Genomic DNA, 12,889 nt, shown 5'->3' with positions numbered 1-12,889 from the left:
ACTTCATTCCCCCTATGCTTGAAAATAACGAGGAATCGTCGTTGTATCCCCATCCCCTTCTATGCTATCCAGGCGTCGGCTGACTTCATGATAAGCATGATCAATCGCACGTTCATTCTGACTTTCCAATACCTGTTCAAAATAGCGCATCAGATCTGCTACCATTTGACGTTCTTCTTTTACAAGTTCTAAAAACATTCGTTCACCACGTGCCAGTAATAAGCGATTACGTTCTTTATCACGTGGATGTATCTTCAACTCCTTTAATGCTTGGAGCTTTTGCTTAATTTCTGCCTCACTCATACGATTATTTTTCGATAAGATCATCTTATGAAAACTTTGCCGGGTAGAAATTACAAAGGCATCCACCTCTAAAATGCCATTTATATCATAAGTTAGACGAACCTTTACGATTTCCTTACCTTTTTTATTGGGTGGTACCTTAACTTCTAAATTGCCTAATAACAGATTATCTTCTGCATGGTAATGTTCTCCCTGATAAATTTCAAAATCAATGACTTCTTGTTGATCATGTATAGTCGTATACAAAGATTCCCGACTACATGGCAATACACTGTTACGTTCAATCAAAGGACTCATAATTGCATCCTTCAGCCCGTCGGGATATATAGCAGTGCCTAAAGTGAAGGGACAGATATCACTAAGGAGCATATCTTTGATTTCTTGATTGCGTTCTTTAATACCGGCTGCTGTTCCACATCCATAAGCAATCGCCTTATCCGGATCCAAGTGCATAGTTACGGTATGCTTAGTCAGATATTCTATATAATGCTGAACGACTGGCATCTTACAAGAGCCCCCGACAAGGATGATATCATCAATATCTCCAATATCATCACCAGCATCCTTTAATGCTTGTTTTAAGGGACCTTCCATCCGTGTTAAGATGCTATTACCCAACAGAATCAGCTGCTGATTTGTAAGTTTCATACTCAAAAGCGTATCATGGATGCGTACTTTCATGTTCACCTCATCCTGTTCACTCAGTTTACGTTTGCATATTTCTGCCTGCTTCATTAACATCGCTTTTTCCTGGACACTGATATCTGTAGCATACAGACCATGTTCCCTTAAAAAGGCTTCAGCGATCACGGTGTTAAAATCTTCCCCACCTAAATGATTATCGCCGGCAACCGCAGCTATTTCAATCACATTATCAAAAGCATCTACAACGGAAATATCTAAAGTACCACCACCAAAATCGATAATGAGAAAAGTTTTGTCTTCCCCATCATCATGAATATGCTGTGCTAACGCAGCAGCACTTGGCTCATTGATAATTCGTTCCACTTTTACTTGCGCCAATGCCCCTGCTGTCTTTGTCGCCCAACGCTGATCATCGTTAAAATATGCCGGCACACTGATAATGACCTCTTCGATGTCTTCCTGCAAATACATTTTTGCATCTTCAATCAGTTGGCGTAGGATAAAAGAACTTAACTCTTCAGGTTTAAATGTCTTATTACCTAACGTATATTGCTTGGCTGTACCCATGTCCCGCTTAAACGCAGCAACACTGTCTTGGGGATGGGTAATCAGACGTTCCTTTGCTAATCGTCCTACTAAGATTTCATCATCCTTTACACTGACGACACTTGGTGTTATATATTCCCCTAATGCATTTGGGATCAATTCTGCTTTGTTATTTCGCCAAACACAGGCCAATGAATTGGTTGTACCTAAATCTATTCCAATAATTGCCATATAAAATCTTCCTCTCTTAACTACGAAGGCGTGTATCCATTTGCTTTTTTATTTTATCATACCCTTTGCACATGAGTAAAATTTTCACATTTTCTTATCGCATGTTTATGGCATTACTCTATCATAATCACTTCCATCTTATGAGCCTTTGCCCGACGATTTGATATCGCGTTGTAAAAACCTCTTCTATGAACTTACGATCATGTGATACCGCAAGGATACAGCCTTTAAATTCCTTTAAGATCTGACGAAGAAGCGGATTTGTAAGTGGTGATAAATTGCGGGTCGGCTCATCTAACAGTAAGACATTGCAATTGGTTTTAATGAAGCGTAAAAGATACACTTTTGCTTTTTGTCCTTCACTTAATTCCATGAGGGAATGTATCATTTCATCACTCGTAAATTTCATTCTTCCTAGTAATTCTCTGGCTCTGGTAACATCCTTTTGATCACCTTCTTCCAAGAGAAATTGAATAGGTGTCTCATGTTCTTGAAAACATTGTGCGTATGCTTGCGGCATATACCCAACCTTAAGATCATCGCGCAGCTTGATTTCTTCATAAAGTCTTTTCAATAATAAACTTTTTCCACAGCCATTGCGTCCTGTAATTACCACTTTTGCTTGCCCCTTTATCAATAAATCAACATCTTGTAACAGTATTCTTTCTTGTATGCGCAATTCCTTTAGCTGATACTGCATAACTATTTTCGCAGCCGGTAAAGGTGTTGCTTCAAAATAGACATCAATGGCTTCTTCTACTGTATCCACCTTATGAACCCCATCTCTTTCATGACGGTTTTCCAGTGCCTTGATATTTTTCATTTTCTTTTTCAATAATTGCCCCATGGATGGGTTGCGCACCGTATCATTCAATGCATCATGTACCGCATTACGCATATCGTTCAATTTGATCATCTTTTTTTGATATTCCAACTGTTCTTTCGAAGCTAAGGCGGCTTCTTTATTTAATTTCATTGCTCTGCTGTTAACATACTCTTGATAGGTACCACGATAGATCGTATGCACACATTTTGTTTTCTTATTTCGCTGTTCCAGATGGATGATGACATTGGCCGCATGTTCCAATAATGTTTCATCGTGTGATATAAAAATAACCGGTATCGTCTGTTGAACGATGAATTGTTCCAACCATTCCAGTGTTTCAATGTCCAAATCATTGGTCGGCTCATCGAAAAGTAATAGCTCCGGATGACTGGCTAGCAACTTTATCAGTTGAAGTTTAACCTTTTCTCCACCGCTTAACGTTTTGATTTTTTGTTCTGATGTCAAACAGGTGGCATCCAGATGTACCTGATGACATAATTGTTCAAATTCTTTTAGGCGATTATAGTCTTCTGCTTCTATGATATCCGCAACATCATTTTTTAAAACATATTCATATACATAGCTTTCCTGCCATTTGTCATTTAACTGTTGTTCAAAATAGCCGATATGTTTCATGTCTGTAATAATCGTTCCACTTACCTCTGCATAGTCTTCTATTTGTTTTGTATTATAAATTGCTTTTAATAAGGTTGATTTTCCATTTCCCTCTTCACCGATAATTCCTACCTTATCTTCATTTCCCAGGGAATAATTAAATTTATCAAGTAATATATGATTCTTTTGATCTTTTATTATAACATCTTTTAGAATAAGCAATGGACATACCTCCTTTTGACACAAAAGAAAAGAACGTCAGACGTTCTTTGTGTGATTGTTCATCAGGATAAGTGATCATACGATAATGACACGACAAAAACGATTCTGTTTACGGATTCATTTTTAAGTTTCATTATCGATTGTACATCCTATCACTCCTTCATCTTGCTTTTTATGATAGCGTAAATAAAAATGAATGTCAACTTATAAAAAACCATGTATGGGGCATGATAAAGGATAACGAGGTGAGAGCATGAACGATTCTTATTGGATCAACAAACAAAAACAACAGCTCCAATTTCCACAAGTCACAAAGGAATTGGATACGAATATTGTCATTATCGGTGGTGGTTTATGTGGGTTAAGCAGTGCTTATTATCTTTCTAAAGCAAAAGAAGACATCATTGTTTTAGAGGCTGAGGAAATTGGTCGTGGAGCCAGCGGACGCAATACGGGAAAGGTCACATCGCAGCATGGCTTAATCTATCGTCATTTATTAGAAAGCTATGACAAACATTTTGCGCGATTATACTATCATGCAAATGAAGAAGCAATCACTTCCATCGAAGAAATCATTCAGGAGCATGGGATTGATTGCGATTTTCATCGTTGTGATACGATGCTATATACAAATGATGATGTACAAATTGCCCAGTTGCAAGATGAATATCAAGTGTATTTGGATCTGCATATTCCTTGTACCTATGTGGAAAAACAAACAACGCCTTTTGCGATGAAAGCTGGACTTATCATGCATTATCAGGCAGTGTATGATCCTTATGCATATGCTTGCGGTTTGGCTAAGGTGCTTCGTGATGCAGGCGTTTCACTTTATGAGCATTCTCCCGTGAGTGACTTGCAAGAAGAAGCAGATGGCAGTTATACACTGCTTTGTAACAATCAACGTATTCATGCTAAAAAAGTCATTCTTGCCACGCAGTTTCCTATATTGGATCATGGACATTTCTACTTCGCCCGCATGCGCTGTGATCAAGAAACAATTTTACTTTGTGACTATCATGGAGAAGACTGTACGGCATTATCAATCGATACCCCGATGCGTTCCTGGAATTCCATCAGAGATGGCATTTTAATCGGAGGAAACAGCGGTAAAAGCGGTCAGCAGGATAGCAGCGATTTGCAGGAAATGCTCAAAGAAGTTGCCCAAAGTTCTAGCATTGGTGATGTAAAAGCCGGTTGGAGCAATTCGGATTATATCTCTTTTGACCATATCCCCTTCATTGGTAAATTAGATAAGCATAATGAAAACTTGTTATTTGCCAGCGGTTTTTCTAAATGGGGCAATACCAGTGCAAATATCGCCGGAAAGCTTTTATGTGCACATGCACTAGGTAAACGCAGCCAATATCGCGTAATATTTACACCACAACGGATGTCGGATATCTTCTCCCTACCTTTTGTAAAGGAAAATCTAAACGTTGCCTATGAATTTATTAAAGGTAAATTTAAACATCCCGATGACCAATATCCTGATATCGGTGAAGGGAAACTAGTGCAGATTGACGATCATACTTATGGTGTATATCGTGATGAGGAAGAAATTCTGCATATCGTCGATGTGACTTGTCCGCATTTAGGTTGTGTTTGCCATTTTAACGCCATGGATAAGACCTGGGATTGTCCATGTCATGGTTCTCGTTTTTCCTATACCGGTGAATTGATCAAAGGACCGGCTACCTATCGTCTACATCGTTACGGCGAAGGATTCAATGAAATTGATCCGCATATTATTGATTGATCTTTTAAAATTACTCCTTCATAAAGACATAAGAACACCCTTTAAGAAGACTGCTGTTTTGCGAACAGGTAAGCGAAGGGTGTTTTTCTTATATTTTCTACATAACGATACAACGACTGTATTTTATTATCAATTTTTCATAACTTTTTTAACAGCCAGAAACCACTGAGTACTGCCAATCCTTCTGCCAGCGTAATCGTAAACCAAATGCCATTCATCCCAAATAGATGGACCATGATAAATAATGATATGATCACAAAGACAAATCCTTTCAAAAGAGCCAAAATAGTAGCAGCACGGCTACATTCAATGGCTTGCAAGTAATATAGAATCATGGTGATGATGGCCGTAAAAAACAAGCTTGTAAAATAAAAGCGAATGCCATCCCCGGCACTGGCAATAAGCTGCATATCTCCATCACTGAAAATGGCAGCCACAGTGTTAGGAAAAAGGAGAAAAAGGATGTATAAAAGTAACGCAAAAAGAGAGCTGGCAATTAAGGATATATGAAATGCCTGCTGGGTACGCTTTTTTTGTCTTGCCCCATAATTCGTCGATATAATTGGCTGTGCAGCCTGGGCAAAGCCATTTAATAACCCTTTGGTAACATAAGCGATATTGGTGACGATGGCATAAGCAGCTAAGAATAGCTGATCTGCCTCTTGGACAATAACATAATTAAAAATGAGCACTACACTTCCGGCACTGATTTCCAACACACCGCTACCGGCTCCATTCATCAGCATACGTTTCCATACTTCAATAGAAAAGATATCCTTACAAAAGTGCACCGTATTTTGCTTAAAGAAAAAATGTGGCAACATAAACAATAAACTTAATACGGCTGATAAAGCAGTCGCAATAGAAGCGCCAAAAAGCCCCATGCCAAAGACCATGACCAAAAGATAATCTAAGATGATATTCGTAATATTGCCACATAAGGTAGCCTGCATGGCAAGCTTGGGGGCATGATCATTACGTAATAAGATACTGCCGGCATAATTAATGACAAAAAACATGGCACAAGCATTGATTGGACGCATATATTCCATAACATGTGGCAAAAGCTCTTGACTGCTTCCCAACATGTAGGCAAAAGGTTGAGCAAATATCGTCCCAAAAACCGCAATGAACAATCCTATTACACTCATGCCCAACACACTGCAAGTAAATGCCTGATTTCTTTCTTGCATATGTCCTGTTCCTTCCGCAATGGACATGATCGTAGCTCCCCCAACTCCAAATGTTAAGCCGATAGCAGAATATAGTGTAAACAATGGCATAGCAATATTCAATGCCGCTAAACCGGTACTGCCGGCACCTTTGGAAATAAAGAAGACATCTGCCAGGCAATACAAGGAATTGCTCGCCATCGCAATCAGCGTAGGGAAAAGATAATGCAGATATAGCCGATGCACACGATCATTCAATAGCCGATTTGAAGATACCTTAGTCGACATGAACCTGTTCCTTCACTTTCCGCAAAACACGTCGTGTCTTATGCGCATCTTCTATCGTAAAGACAATAAGTGCCGAAGTGATACCAAGCTTTTGATACGCCTTCCATTCTGCGATATGATCATAGGCATCCTCACTCAATAAATGTATACGACAGTGTACATCACTTAAAATCGGATAGCGATGCCCTTTCAAATCCTTCAGATTATAGCGTGTTGCTTTTCGACATAAACCACACTGTTTCTTACCATCATCCTTTAGACATGCCTGTATCGGGCAATATTCACTCAGCATCAATTCCACATGACCATATAGTTGTACAGCAAAATTGCCTGTTCTATGATAACGCTTTTGAAATGCCGTGGTTAATTCCTGTATGGTATCCGGGGTATGTTCCACTGATAAGGTAAGAATGTCCACACCGTTTGCAAAGGCAAAAGCAGCGCTATAAGAATTTGTGATATTCAAAGAAGTATCTCCGGCATGAGCTTGAGCAAAACTTAATCCTGCCGTTTCTTGAATTAAAGTATGAGGTTGTGTATAAGCATCTTTTTTCACGCGCTCTTCACGTAAATAAACTGTTTCATTGGCTTGTCGTAAAGTTTGATATAAGCTGACATCCGCTATGTAAATAGAAGAAAAACCTTCTTCACGACATACTTCATATTGTTCTTTTGTATGTACGACAATCATGACTTCACGCATTGATGGCAAAGCGATAACCTTTGCTTTTTCTTCTGCAAAACGTCGTACACCATTTCGTACTTCACGCAGTTTCTGCAATTGCTCCAATGCCTTTCTGCGCATGCGATTCAATTCCTTAATAGGCAAAATGCCATCACTTGTAACATCACTCATATCACAGCAGCTGATAGCAAATGGCGTATCCTTTGTTTTTTGTAGTTGTGCCAGGATGCGTTCCTTAGATAAAGGGGTTTTCATTGCTTTTTCACATGGCATATCGGAAAAGACTTCCACTTGATGCTGTTGCTCATCTTTAACGATCAATTTTGCTTTTTTCTGAAGCTGCATGGAAAAGGATGCTTGAATGGGAATGGTACGTGAACGCTGCTCATAGGATGCTCGCAAAGCTTCCAGCTGTTGACAATCACTCGTCTTTAACAATATACTGCCTTTTTCCACATAACCGGTTTTATCCAATTGAATGCGTTCATTCTTTTTTGCGTGATTCACTAATAAGCCATTTTGATACATACGATTGACACGAAAGCCCTCATCCCCTTTGGCTTTCAAAATACGCACACCATCTCCTTGATGTAAATCATCTACCAATTTTACGGTCATCTTATCTTTGCTGATCTGTTCAATGATACCTGCACGCACGCCCATATGATTGGGACGCAGCGGATTCATTAACGCACTTCCAACCTGGTGAAAGAGATGTCCGCTGGTAAAGCCACGATGAAACACTTTTTCCATTTCCTGTTTCATAGCAGCATCTACATGAAACGTTTCCTTACGAGTATACGCATCTATTGCTTTACGATATAAGGCACACATTAAGGCTACATATTCTGGACGCTTCATTCTGCCTTCAATCTTAAAGGATGCTATCCCTGCCTCAATTAAGGTTGGTACTTGTTCTAAGGTATTTAAATCCTTTGGGCTTAACAAATACTGCCCTTTGGTCGTGATTTCTTTGTGTAAACCATGATGATCTTCTTCCAATGTATATTGCATTCGACAGGATTGGGCACATTCTCCTCGATTTCCACTGCGTGCCAAAGTCAGAGAAGACATCAGACACTGCCCGGAATACGATACACATAAAGCCCCTTGTACAAACACTTCCAAATCTACGCCAAGTTTTGCATATTCGCGAATTTCTTCAATCGTTGTTTCTCTTGGAACAACCACTCTGGCTGCCCCCATTTTCTGTAACATCGCAATGCCTTGCGGATTATGAATATGCATCTGTGTAGATGCATGTAACTCCATATCCGGAAATCGCTCATGCAGCAAGGTAAATAAGCCGACATCCTGAATGATCAAAGCATCGACATCCATATCCTGCAAACGTTTTACATACGCTATGACTTCTTCCATTTCCTTCTCATAAAGCAGTGTATTCACGGTTACATATACCCGCACACCATATACATGTGCATATTTAACAGCCGTTTCCATCTGCGTATCATCAAAATTATGCGCAAATGCTCTTGCGCCAAACATAGTTCCTCCTAAATATACTGCATCACAGCCATTTTGAACGGCTGCCTGCAATGCCTCAAAGCTTCCTGCCGGAGCTAATAATTCCACATTAGTTCTCACTTCTTTTCACCTGCCGTTTCGTTTTAAAAACTGAGCGCATGATTGTTGAAACCATTAAGATACCTAACACCAAAACGCCTGCAATACTAATCGTATCTAAGCCAATATTTAATGCCTCATCTACATGTCCCTGGATCGCCTGTAACATCATGCGATACATACCACCACCGGGTACCAAAGGAATTAAGGCGCAAATGATAAAGGTCGTGACCGGTGTCTTACAGATACGTGCTAAGATTTCTGAATAAAGTGAAAAAGCGATAGATCCCAAAAACATCGCCATCATTTCACTACAGCCATACTGCATGGACAATTGATACACAACACCGCCAATACTGCCGCCAATACCAGCTAGTAATAATTTATTTCCTTTGATATTAAATAACACCCCAAAGCCTAAGCTGGCAAGAAAACTGGAAATCATCACACTGCCCAGATTCAGCATATCAGACACCTCCTTGTACCATGAAAATACTTAAGATAAAACCGATGCCTACCGCAATGGCAATCGCCACTAAAAATGCTTCACAGGCTCTGGCAACTCCGGATAAATAATCACCGGCAACCGTATCCCGTATGGCGTTGGTGATTGCCAGTCCCGGCACTAATAACATAATGCTGGAAATAATCATAATATCAACATCCGTATTCGTTAACAACTTATGCAGACCTAATGCAACCATCGCCGCAAAAGCCGCTCCAATCGCATTAATGAAAAAATTATTTAAATCTCGCTGTTCCATAAACCACGTAATTGCTTTAATGATCAAACCGATGAAAAAGGCACAGCCTGCCTCTAACATACTGCCTTGAAAGAAGATGGCAAAACCTCCTGCACTAAGCGCACTGAATAGTAAGGTCATCCCAAATGAATAACGCTCTTTTCGACCAATTTCCTGCAATTGTTGATTCAATTCTTCTAAAGAAAAAGCAGTTTCACTCGCTCTTCTTGACAATGCATTGATACGGTCAATGCAATTTAGATCGACCCCTCTTGAATGTACGCGCATGATTTTTGTCGAAGTCTTACCATCCACCGTGATTGACAACATGATACCGGTTGGCGTAACAAAACTTTCCGCATCCTGTACCTCATGAAAACTGTGGCATAGGCGGACCATGGTTTCTTCCACCCGATAGATTTCCGCTCCACTCTCAATTAATAATTTACCGGCATATCCTACGACATTCAGCAGTTGATCACTCTTCATTCTTTCACTTCTTTCTTTCCTTAAACAGTATATCAAAATGGGGTCAAAAAAGAAACCTTTTTTCTTTGAATTTTCAATTACGTCTGCTTATATATATGCGTAAGTTTGACTGCTACATGAACGAATAGAAAAAGATTACGATAAATTATTGGTAATTTTTGGCCTTTTTCATTATAATGTTAGTTATATGCAGGAGGTGATACCATGCGGCAAGTCATGCTTATTGTCAATCCAAAAGCCGGTAAAGGAAATGCCAAAGCAAATTTATTTACCTTATGCAATGCATTTTGTGCTATGGAAGATGAAGTCAAGGTATTTGTGACACAGTATGGTAACCATGCACGCCAATTGGTTGAAGAAAAGGCCGAACAATTTGATTTACTGTTATGCTGTGGAGGAGATGGCACATGGAATGAAGTTATCAGCGGTCTAATGAAGGTGGCACAAAAACCGGCAGTCGCTTATCTTCCAACGGGAACCGTTAATGATTTTGCCTCAACACTGAAATTAGCAAAAAGTCCTGGTAAGCTGATGGAACATCTGGCAACACCAACGCCTTTTGCTTGTGATATCGGTCAGTTCAACAAACGCTATTTCACCTATGTTGCCGCCTTTGGTCTGTTCACCGAAATCTCCTATTCGACACCTCAAGGAAGTAAAAACACCTTTGGCAAGGCTGCTTATTTTTTGGAAGGCATTAAGCAGCTGACCCATATCCCACGTTATCATATAGTTTTAGAAACAAAAGATATGCGTATTGAGGAGGATTGTATCTTTGGCTGTATAACCAATTCACGTTATGTGGCAGGCTTTACTTCTATCACCGGGGAACATGCCAAATTAGATGATGGTTTATTTGAAGTACTTTTACTGCGCGTACCGAATAATCTATTAGATGTGCAAAATATTATAACGGCCTTATTAAAACGCGAAGTAAATACTACCTGGATGCATTTTCTGACAACTTCTGCTTTGACGATTACTTGTGATCAAGCAATACCATGGACCTTAGATGGAGAAGATGGTGGAAGCGTGCATTGTGCCAAGATCCAAAATCATCATAAAGCGATTACCATACTGCTATAACACGATGCAGAGAAATAACAGAATTCTTTCCATTGATCATGATGATAAAGATAAGCAATTTTTTACGCTTTTATCACGCCATTCATAATATCAAATATTACCCATACAAACGTAAAAGTATGCTAAAACACTTAACCTTATCAAATAAAAAAAACAGGAAGCGTTCCTGTTATCCATTGAAATTCACTTTACCAAACTTTGCGCCATTTTTCTTATTTTTCAACTTACGTTCTAACAGGGAGCCTTGTGGCTTCTGTTTTACGCTGCGACTTTTTTCCAGCAAAGCTTTCGTATCTAATTTCTTTTTTTCACTCATGCATTTCACTTCCTATCTTTTACTAAGTAAATATTGTTTTAATTCTTCAACATCGTTCACGATGACATCCGCACCTGCAAGTTGTAATTCCTCTTCATCTCCATAACCAAACAATACACCGACACTGGCAAGATCATGTTCCTTTGCCCCCAATATATCATGCTTACGATCACCAACCATCACACAATGCTCTTTTTCTAGGTTTTCCTTTTCCAAAATATAGGCGATGACTTCACCTTTACGACTTCTTGTGCCATCCAATTCACTGCCATAAATACCATCAAAATATTCAGCAAGTTGATAATGATGTAAAATCGTTTTCGCAAAAACATGTGGCTTGCTTGTTGCCACAAACAACTGTCTTCCATCTTCCTTCAGTTGTTGCAACATCGTTTTTATACCAGGATATACTTTATTTTCCAGCATTCCCTTTTCTTTAAAATAAACGCGATATTGTTTGATTGTTTCATCGCACTGTTCCTTATTAAAACCATAAAATTGTGCAAACGAATCTGCTAAAGGCGGACCGATAAAGGTAATTAAATCATTTTTATCTTCGATAGGGATACCCGCTTTTTCTAAAGCATATGCCACGGAATTTGTAATGCCTTCCTTAGGATCCGTTAAGGTACCATCTAAATCAAATAGAATTGCTCGCATTATTTTTCATCCTCCTCTAATATAGAATATAACTCTTTTAAATTGGTTATTTCATAGGTAATTGGTAAATCCTGCACATTTGGTTTTTGTTTAGGATTCATCCAACAGGTCGCAATACCTGCATGAATACCTCCCTGCATATCACTTGATAAGGAATCTCCGATTATTAATGTCTGCTCTTTTTCAAATGATGGAATATGAGCAAAACAATAATCGAAATATTCCTTCATTGGTTTTCAATAACCGATTTCTTCTGATATGAATGCTTTACGGATATGTTGATCTAAGCCTGAATCATGCAAACGTGAATGCTGCGTTGCACTTACCCCATTTGTTACGATATACAATTCATAATCTTTCTTCAAATGTTTCACAAGTTCGAGCGCATGTGGCATGAGGGCATGTCCTTTTCCTAATTCTTTTTGATATATATGCTCAAATTGAACACCATCTTCAGCAATATGGAATTCATCAAACAGCTTACCAAAGCGTGTAAAGATAACTTCTTCCCTTGTCATTCTTCCTTCTTCATAGGCATTCCATAAAGCAGTGTTAATCTGCAGATAACGGTTTTTCATCGCTGGAGTAAAGGGAATATTCTGCATGGTAAAGGTTTTACGCAGAGCTTCTTTTTCCGTCTTATCAAAATCCAACAAGGTATTATCTGCATCAAATAATAGCGTTTTATATTTCTTCATACTGACTCCTTATGCGTAACG

At 39.1% G+C, this 12,889-nt stretch carries 12 protein-coding genes; 2 read left to right on the top strand and 10 right to left on the bottom strand.

Annotation, left to right across the window (positions count from 1 at the left end; translation table 11 throughout):
• Nucleotides 1–12: 12 nt before the first annotated feature.
• Complete coding sequence (locus tag ACESSZ_RS09150; protein WP_008689770.1) at nucleotides 13–1,725, bottom strand: molecular chaperone HscC; 1,713 nt, start codon at nucleotides 1,723–1,725, stop codon at nucleotides 13–15.
• Nucleotides 1,726–1,852: 127 nt separating this feature from the next.
• Entirely contained in the window at nucleotides 1,853–3,388 is a 1,536-nt protein-coding gene (locus ACESSZ_RS09145; protein WP_331866918.1) for an ATP-binding cassette domain-containing protein, read from the bottom strand.
• Between the two features lie 253 nt (nucleotides 3,389–3,641).
• Between ACESSZ_RS09145 and ACESSZ_RS09140 the strand changes: the two genes are divergently transcribed.
• Complete coding sequence (locus tag ACESSZ_RS09140) at nucleotides 3,642–5,147, top strand: FAD-dependent oxidoreductase (protein ID WP_008978828.1); 1,506 nt, start codon at nucleotides 3,642–3,644, stop codon at nucleotides 5,145–5,147.
• Nucleotides 5,148–5,284: 137 nt separating this feature from the next.
• Here ACESSZ_RS09140 and ACESSZ_RS09135 read toward each other — a convergent pair whose 3' ends face one another.
• Genes ACESSZ_RS09135 through ACESSZ_RS09120 form a run of 4 tightly spaced genes read right to left on the bottom strand, consistent with a single transcriptional unit; the run spans nucleotide 5,285 to nucleotide 10,108 of the window.
• Complete coding sequence (locus tag ACESSZ_RS09135; protein ID WP_020991031.1) at nucleotides 5,285–6,607, bottom strand: MATE family efflux transporter; 1,323 nt, start codon at nucleotides 6,605–6,607, stop codon at nucleotides 5,285–5,287.
• The gene (locus ACESSZ_RS09130; RefSeq protein WP_132225304.1) at nucleotides 6,597–8,897 is read right to left on the bottom strand and encodes a U32 family peptidase; all 2,301 of its coding nucleotides are present in this window, start codon (nucleotides 8,895–8,897) and stop codon (nucleotides 6,597–6,599) included. The genes ACESSZ_RS09135 and ACESSZ_RS09130 overlap by 11 nt, the downstream gene beginning before the upstream one ends.
• The gene (locus tag ACESSZ_RS09125; protein WP_008689777.1) at nucleotides 8,887–9,342 is read right to left on the bottom strand and encodes a threonine/serine exporter family protein; all 456 of its coding nucleotides are present in this window, start codon (nucleotides 9,340–9,342) and stop codon (nucleotides 8,887–8,889) included. The genes ACESSZ_RS09130 and ACESSZ_RS09125 overlap by 11 nt, the downstream gene beginning before the upstream one ends.
• A 1-nt stretch (nucleotide 9,343) precedes the next feature.
• The gene (locus ACESSZ_RS09120) at nucleotides 9,344–10,108 is read right to left on the bottom strand and encodes a threonine/serine exporter family protein (RefSeq protein ID WP_331866917.1); all 765 of its coding nucleotides are present in this window, start codon (nucleotides 10,106–10,108) and stop codon (nucleotides 9,344–9,346) included.
• A 204-nt stretch (nucleotides 10,109–10,312) separates the two neighbouring features.
• On the opposite strand from ACESSZ_RS09120, the gene ACESSZ_RS09115 reads away from it, so the two are divergent.
• Nucleotides 10,313–11,194, top strand: coding sequence for a diacylglycerol/lipid kinase family protein (locus ACESSZ_RS09115; protein WP_008689779.1), 882 nt, complete (start codon nucleotides 10,313–10,315; stop codon nucleotides 11,192–11,194).
• A 169-nt stretch (nucleotides 11,195–11,363) separates the two neighbouring features.
• On the opposite strand, the gene ACESSZ_RS09110 is transcribed toward ACESSZ_RS09115, so the two are convergent.
• The 4 genes from ACESSZ_RS09110 to ACESSZ_RS09095 are packed head-to-tail and all read right to left on the bottom strand — an operon-like array spanning nucleotide 11,364 to nucleotide 12,868.
• Complete coding sequence (locus tag ACESSZ_RS09110; RefSeq protein WP_008689780.1) at nucleotides 11,364–11,510, bottom strand: hypothetical protein; 147 nt, start codon at nucleotides 11,508–11,510, stop codon at nucleotides 11,364–11,366.
• A gap of 12 nt (nucleotides 11,511–11,522) precedes the next feature.
• On the bottom strand, nucleotides 11,523–12,170 hold the full coding sequence (locus tag ACESSZ_RS09105) for an HAD family hydrolase (RefSeq protein WP_331866916.1): 648 nt from the start codon (nucleotides 12,168–12,170) through the stop codon (nucleotides 11,523–11,525).
• Nucleotides 12,170–12,400, bottom strand: a complete 231-nt coding sequence (locus ACESSZ_RS09100; protein ID WP_499842762.1) for an HAD hydrolase-like protein — start codon at nucleotides 12,398–12,400, stop codon at nucleotides 12,170–12,172. The genes ACESSZ_RS09105 and ACESSZ_RS09100 overlap by 1 nt, the downstream gene beginning before the upstream one ends.
• Nucleotides 12,401–12,406: 6 nt before the next feature.
• Nucleotides 12,407–12,868, bottom strand: coding sequence for a YjjG family noncanonical pyrimidine nucleotidase (locus ACESSZ_RS09095; protein WP_499842761.1), 462 nt, complete (start codon nucleotides 12,866–12,868; stop codon nucleotides 12,407–12,409).
• Nucleotides 12,869–12,889: the final 21 nt, after the last annotated feature.

The sequence above is a fragment of the Eubacterium sp. 3_1_31 genome (assembly GCF_964249515.1).
Taxonomy (GTDB): domain Bacteria; phylum Bacillota_I; class Bacilli_A; order Erysipelotrichales; family Erysipelotrichaceae; genus Longicatena; species Longicatena caecimuris.
This window is presented reverse-complemented; position numbering and strand designations above follow the sequence as displayed.

Bases quoted from the DNA above. Each gene is read 5' to 3' on its own strand.
- ACESSZ_RS09150 (WP_008689770.1), bottom strand. From the start codon at position 1,725: ATGGCAATTATTGGAATAGATTTAGGTACAACCAATTCATTGGCCTGT.
- ACESSZ_RS09140 (WP_008978828.1), top strand. From the start codon at position 3,642: ATGAACGATTCTTATTGGATCAACAAACAAAAACAACAGCTCCAATTT.
- ACESSZ_RS09135 (WP_020991031.1), bottom strand. From the start codon at position 6,607: ATGTCGACTAAGGTATCTTCAAATCGGCTATTGAATGATCGTGTGCAT.
- ACESSZ_RS09125 (WP_008689777.1), bottom strand. From the start codon at position 9,342: ATGCTGAATCTGGGCAGTGTGATGATTTCCAGTTTTCTTGCCAGCTTA.
- ACESSZ_RS09120 (WP_331866917.1), bottom strand. From the start codon at position 10,108: ATGAAGAGTGATCAACTGCTGAATGTCGTAGGATATGCCGGTAAATTA.
- ACESSZ_RS09115 (WP_008689779.1), top strand. From the start codon at position 10,313: ATGCGGCAAGTCATGCTTATTGTCAATCCAAAAGCCGGTAAAGGAAAT.
- ACESSZ_RS09110 (WP_008689780.1), bottom strand. From the start codon at position 11,510: ATGAGTGAAAAAAAGAAATTAGATACGAAAGCTTTGCTGGAAAAAAGT.
- ACESSZ_RS09105 (WP_331866916.1), bottom strand. From the start codon at position 12,170: ATGCGAGCAATTCTATTTGATTTAGATGGTACCTTAACGGATCCTAAG.
- ACESSZ_RS09100 (WP_499842762.1), bottom strand. From the start codon at position 12,400: ATGAAGGAATATTTCGATTATTGTTTTGCTCATATTCCATCATTTGAA.
- ACESSZ_RS09095 (WP_499842761.1), bottom strand. From the start codon at position 12,868: ATGAAGAAATATAAAACGCTATTATTTGATGCAGATAATACCTTGTTG.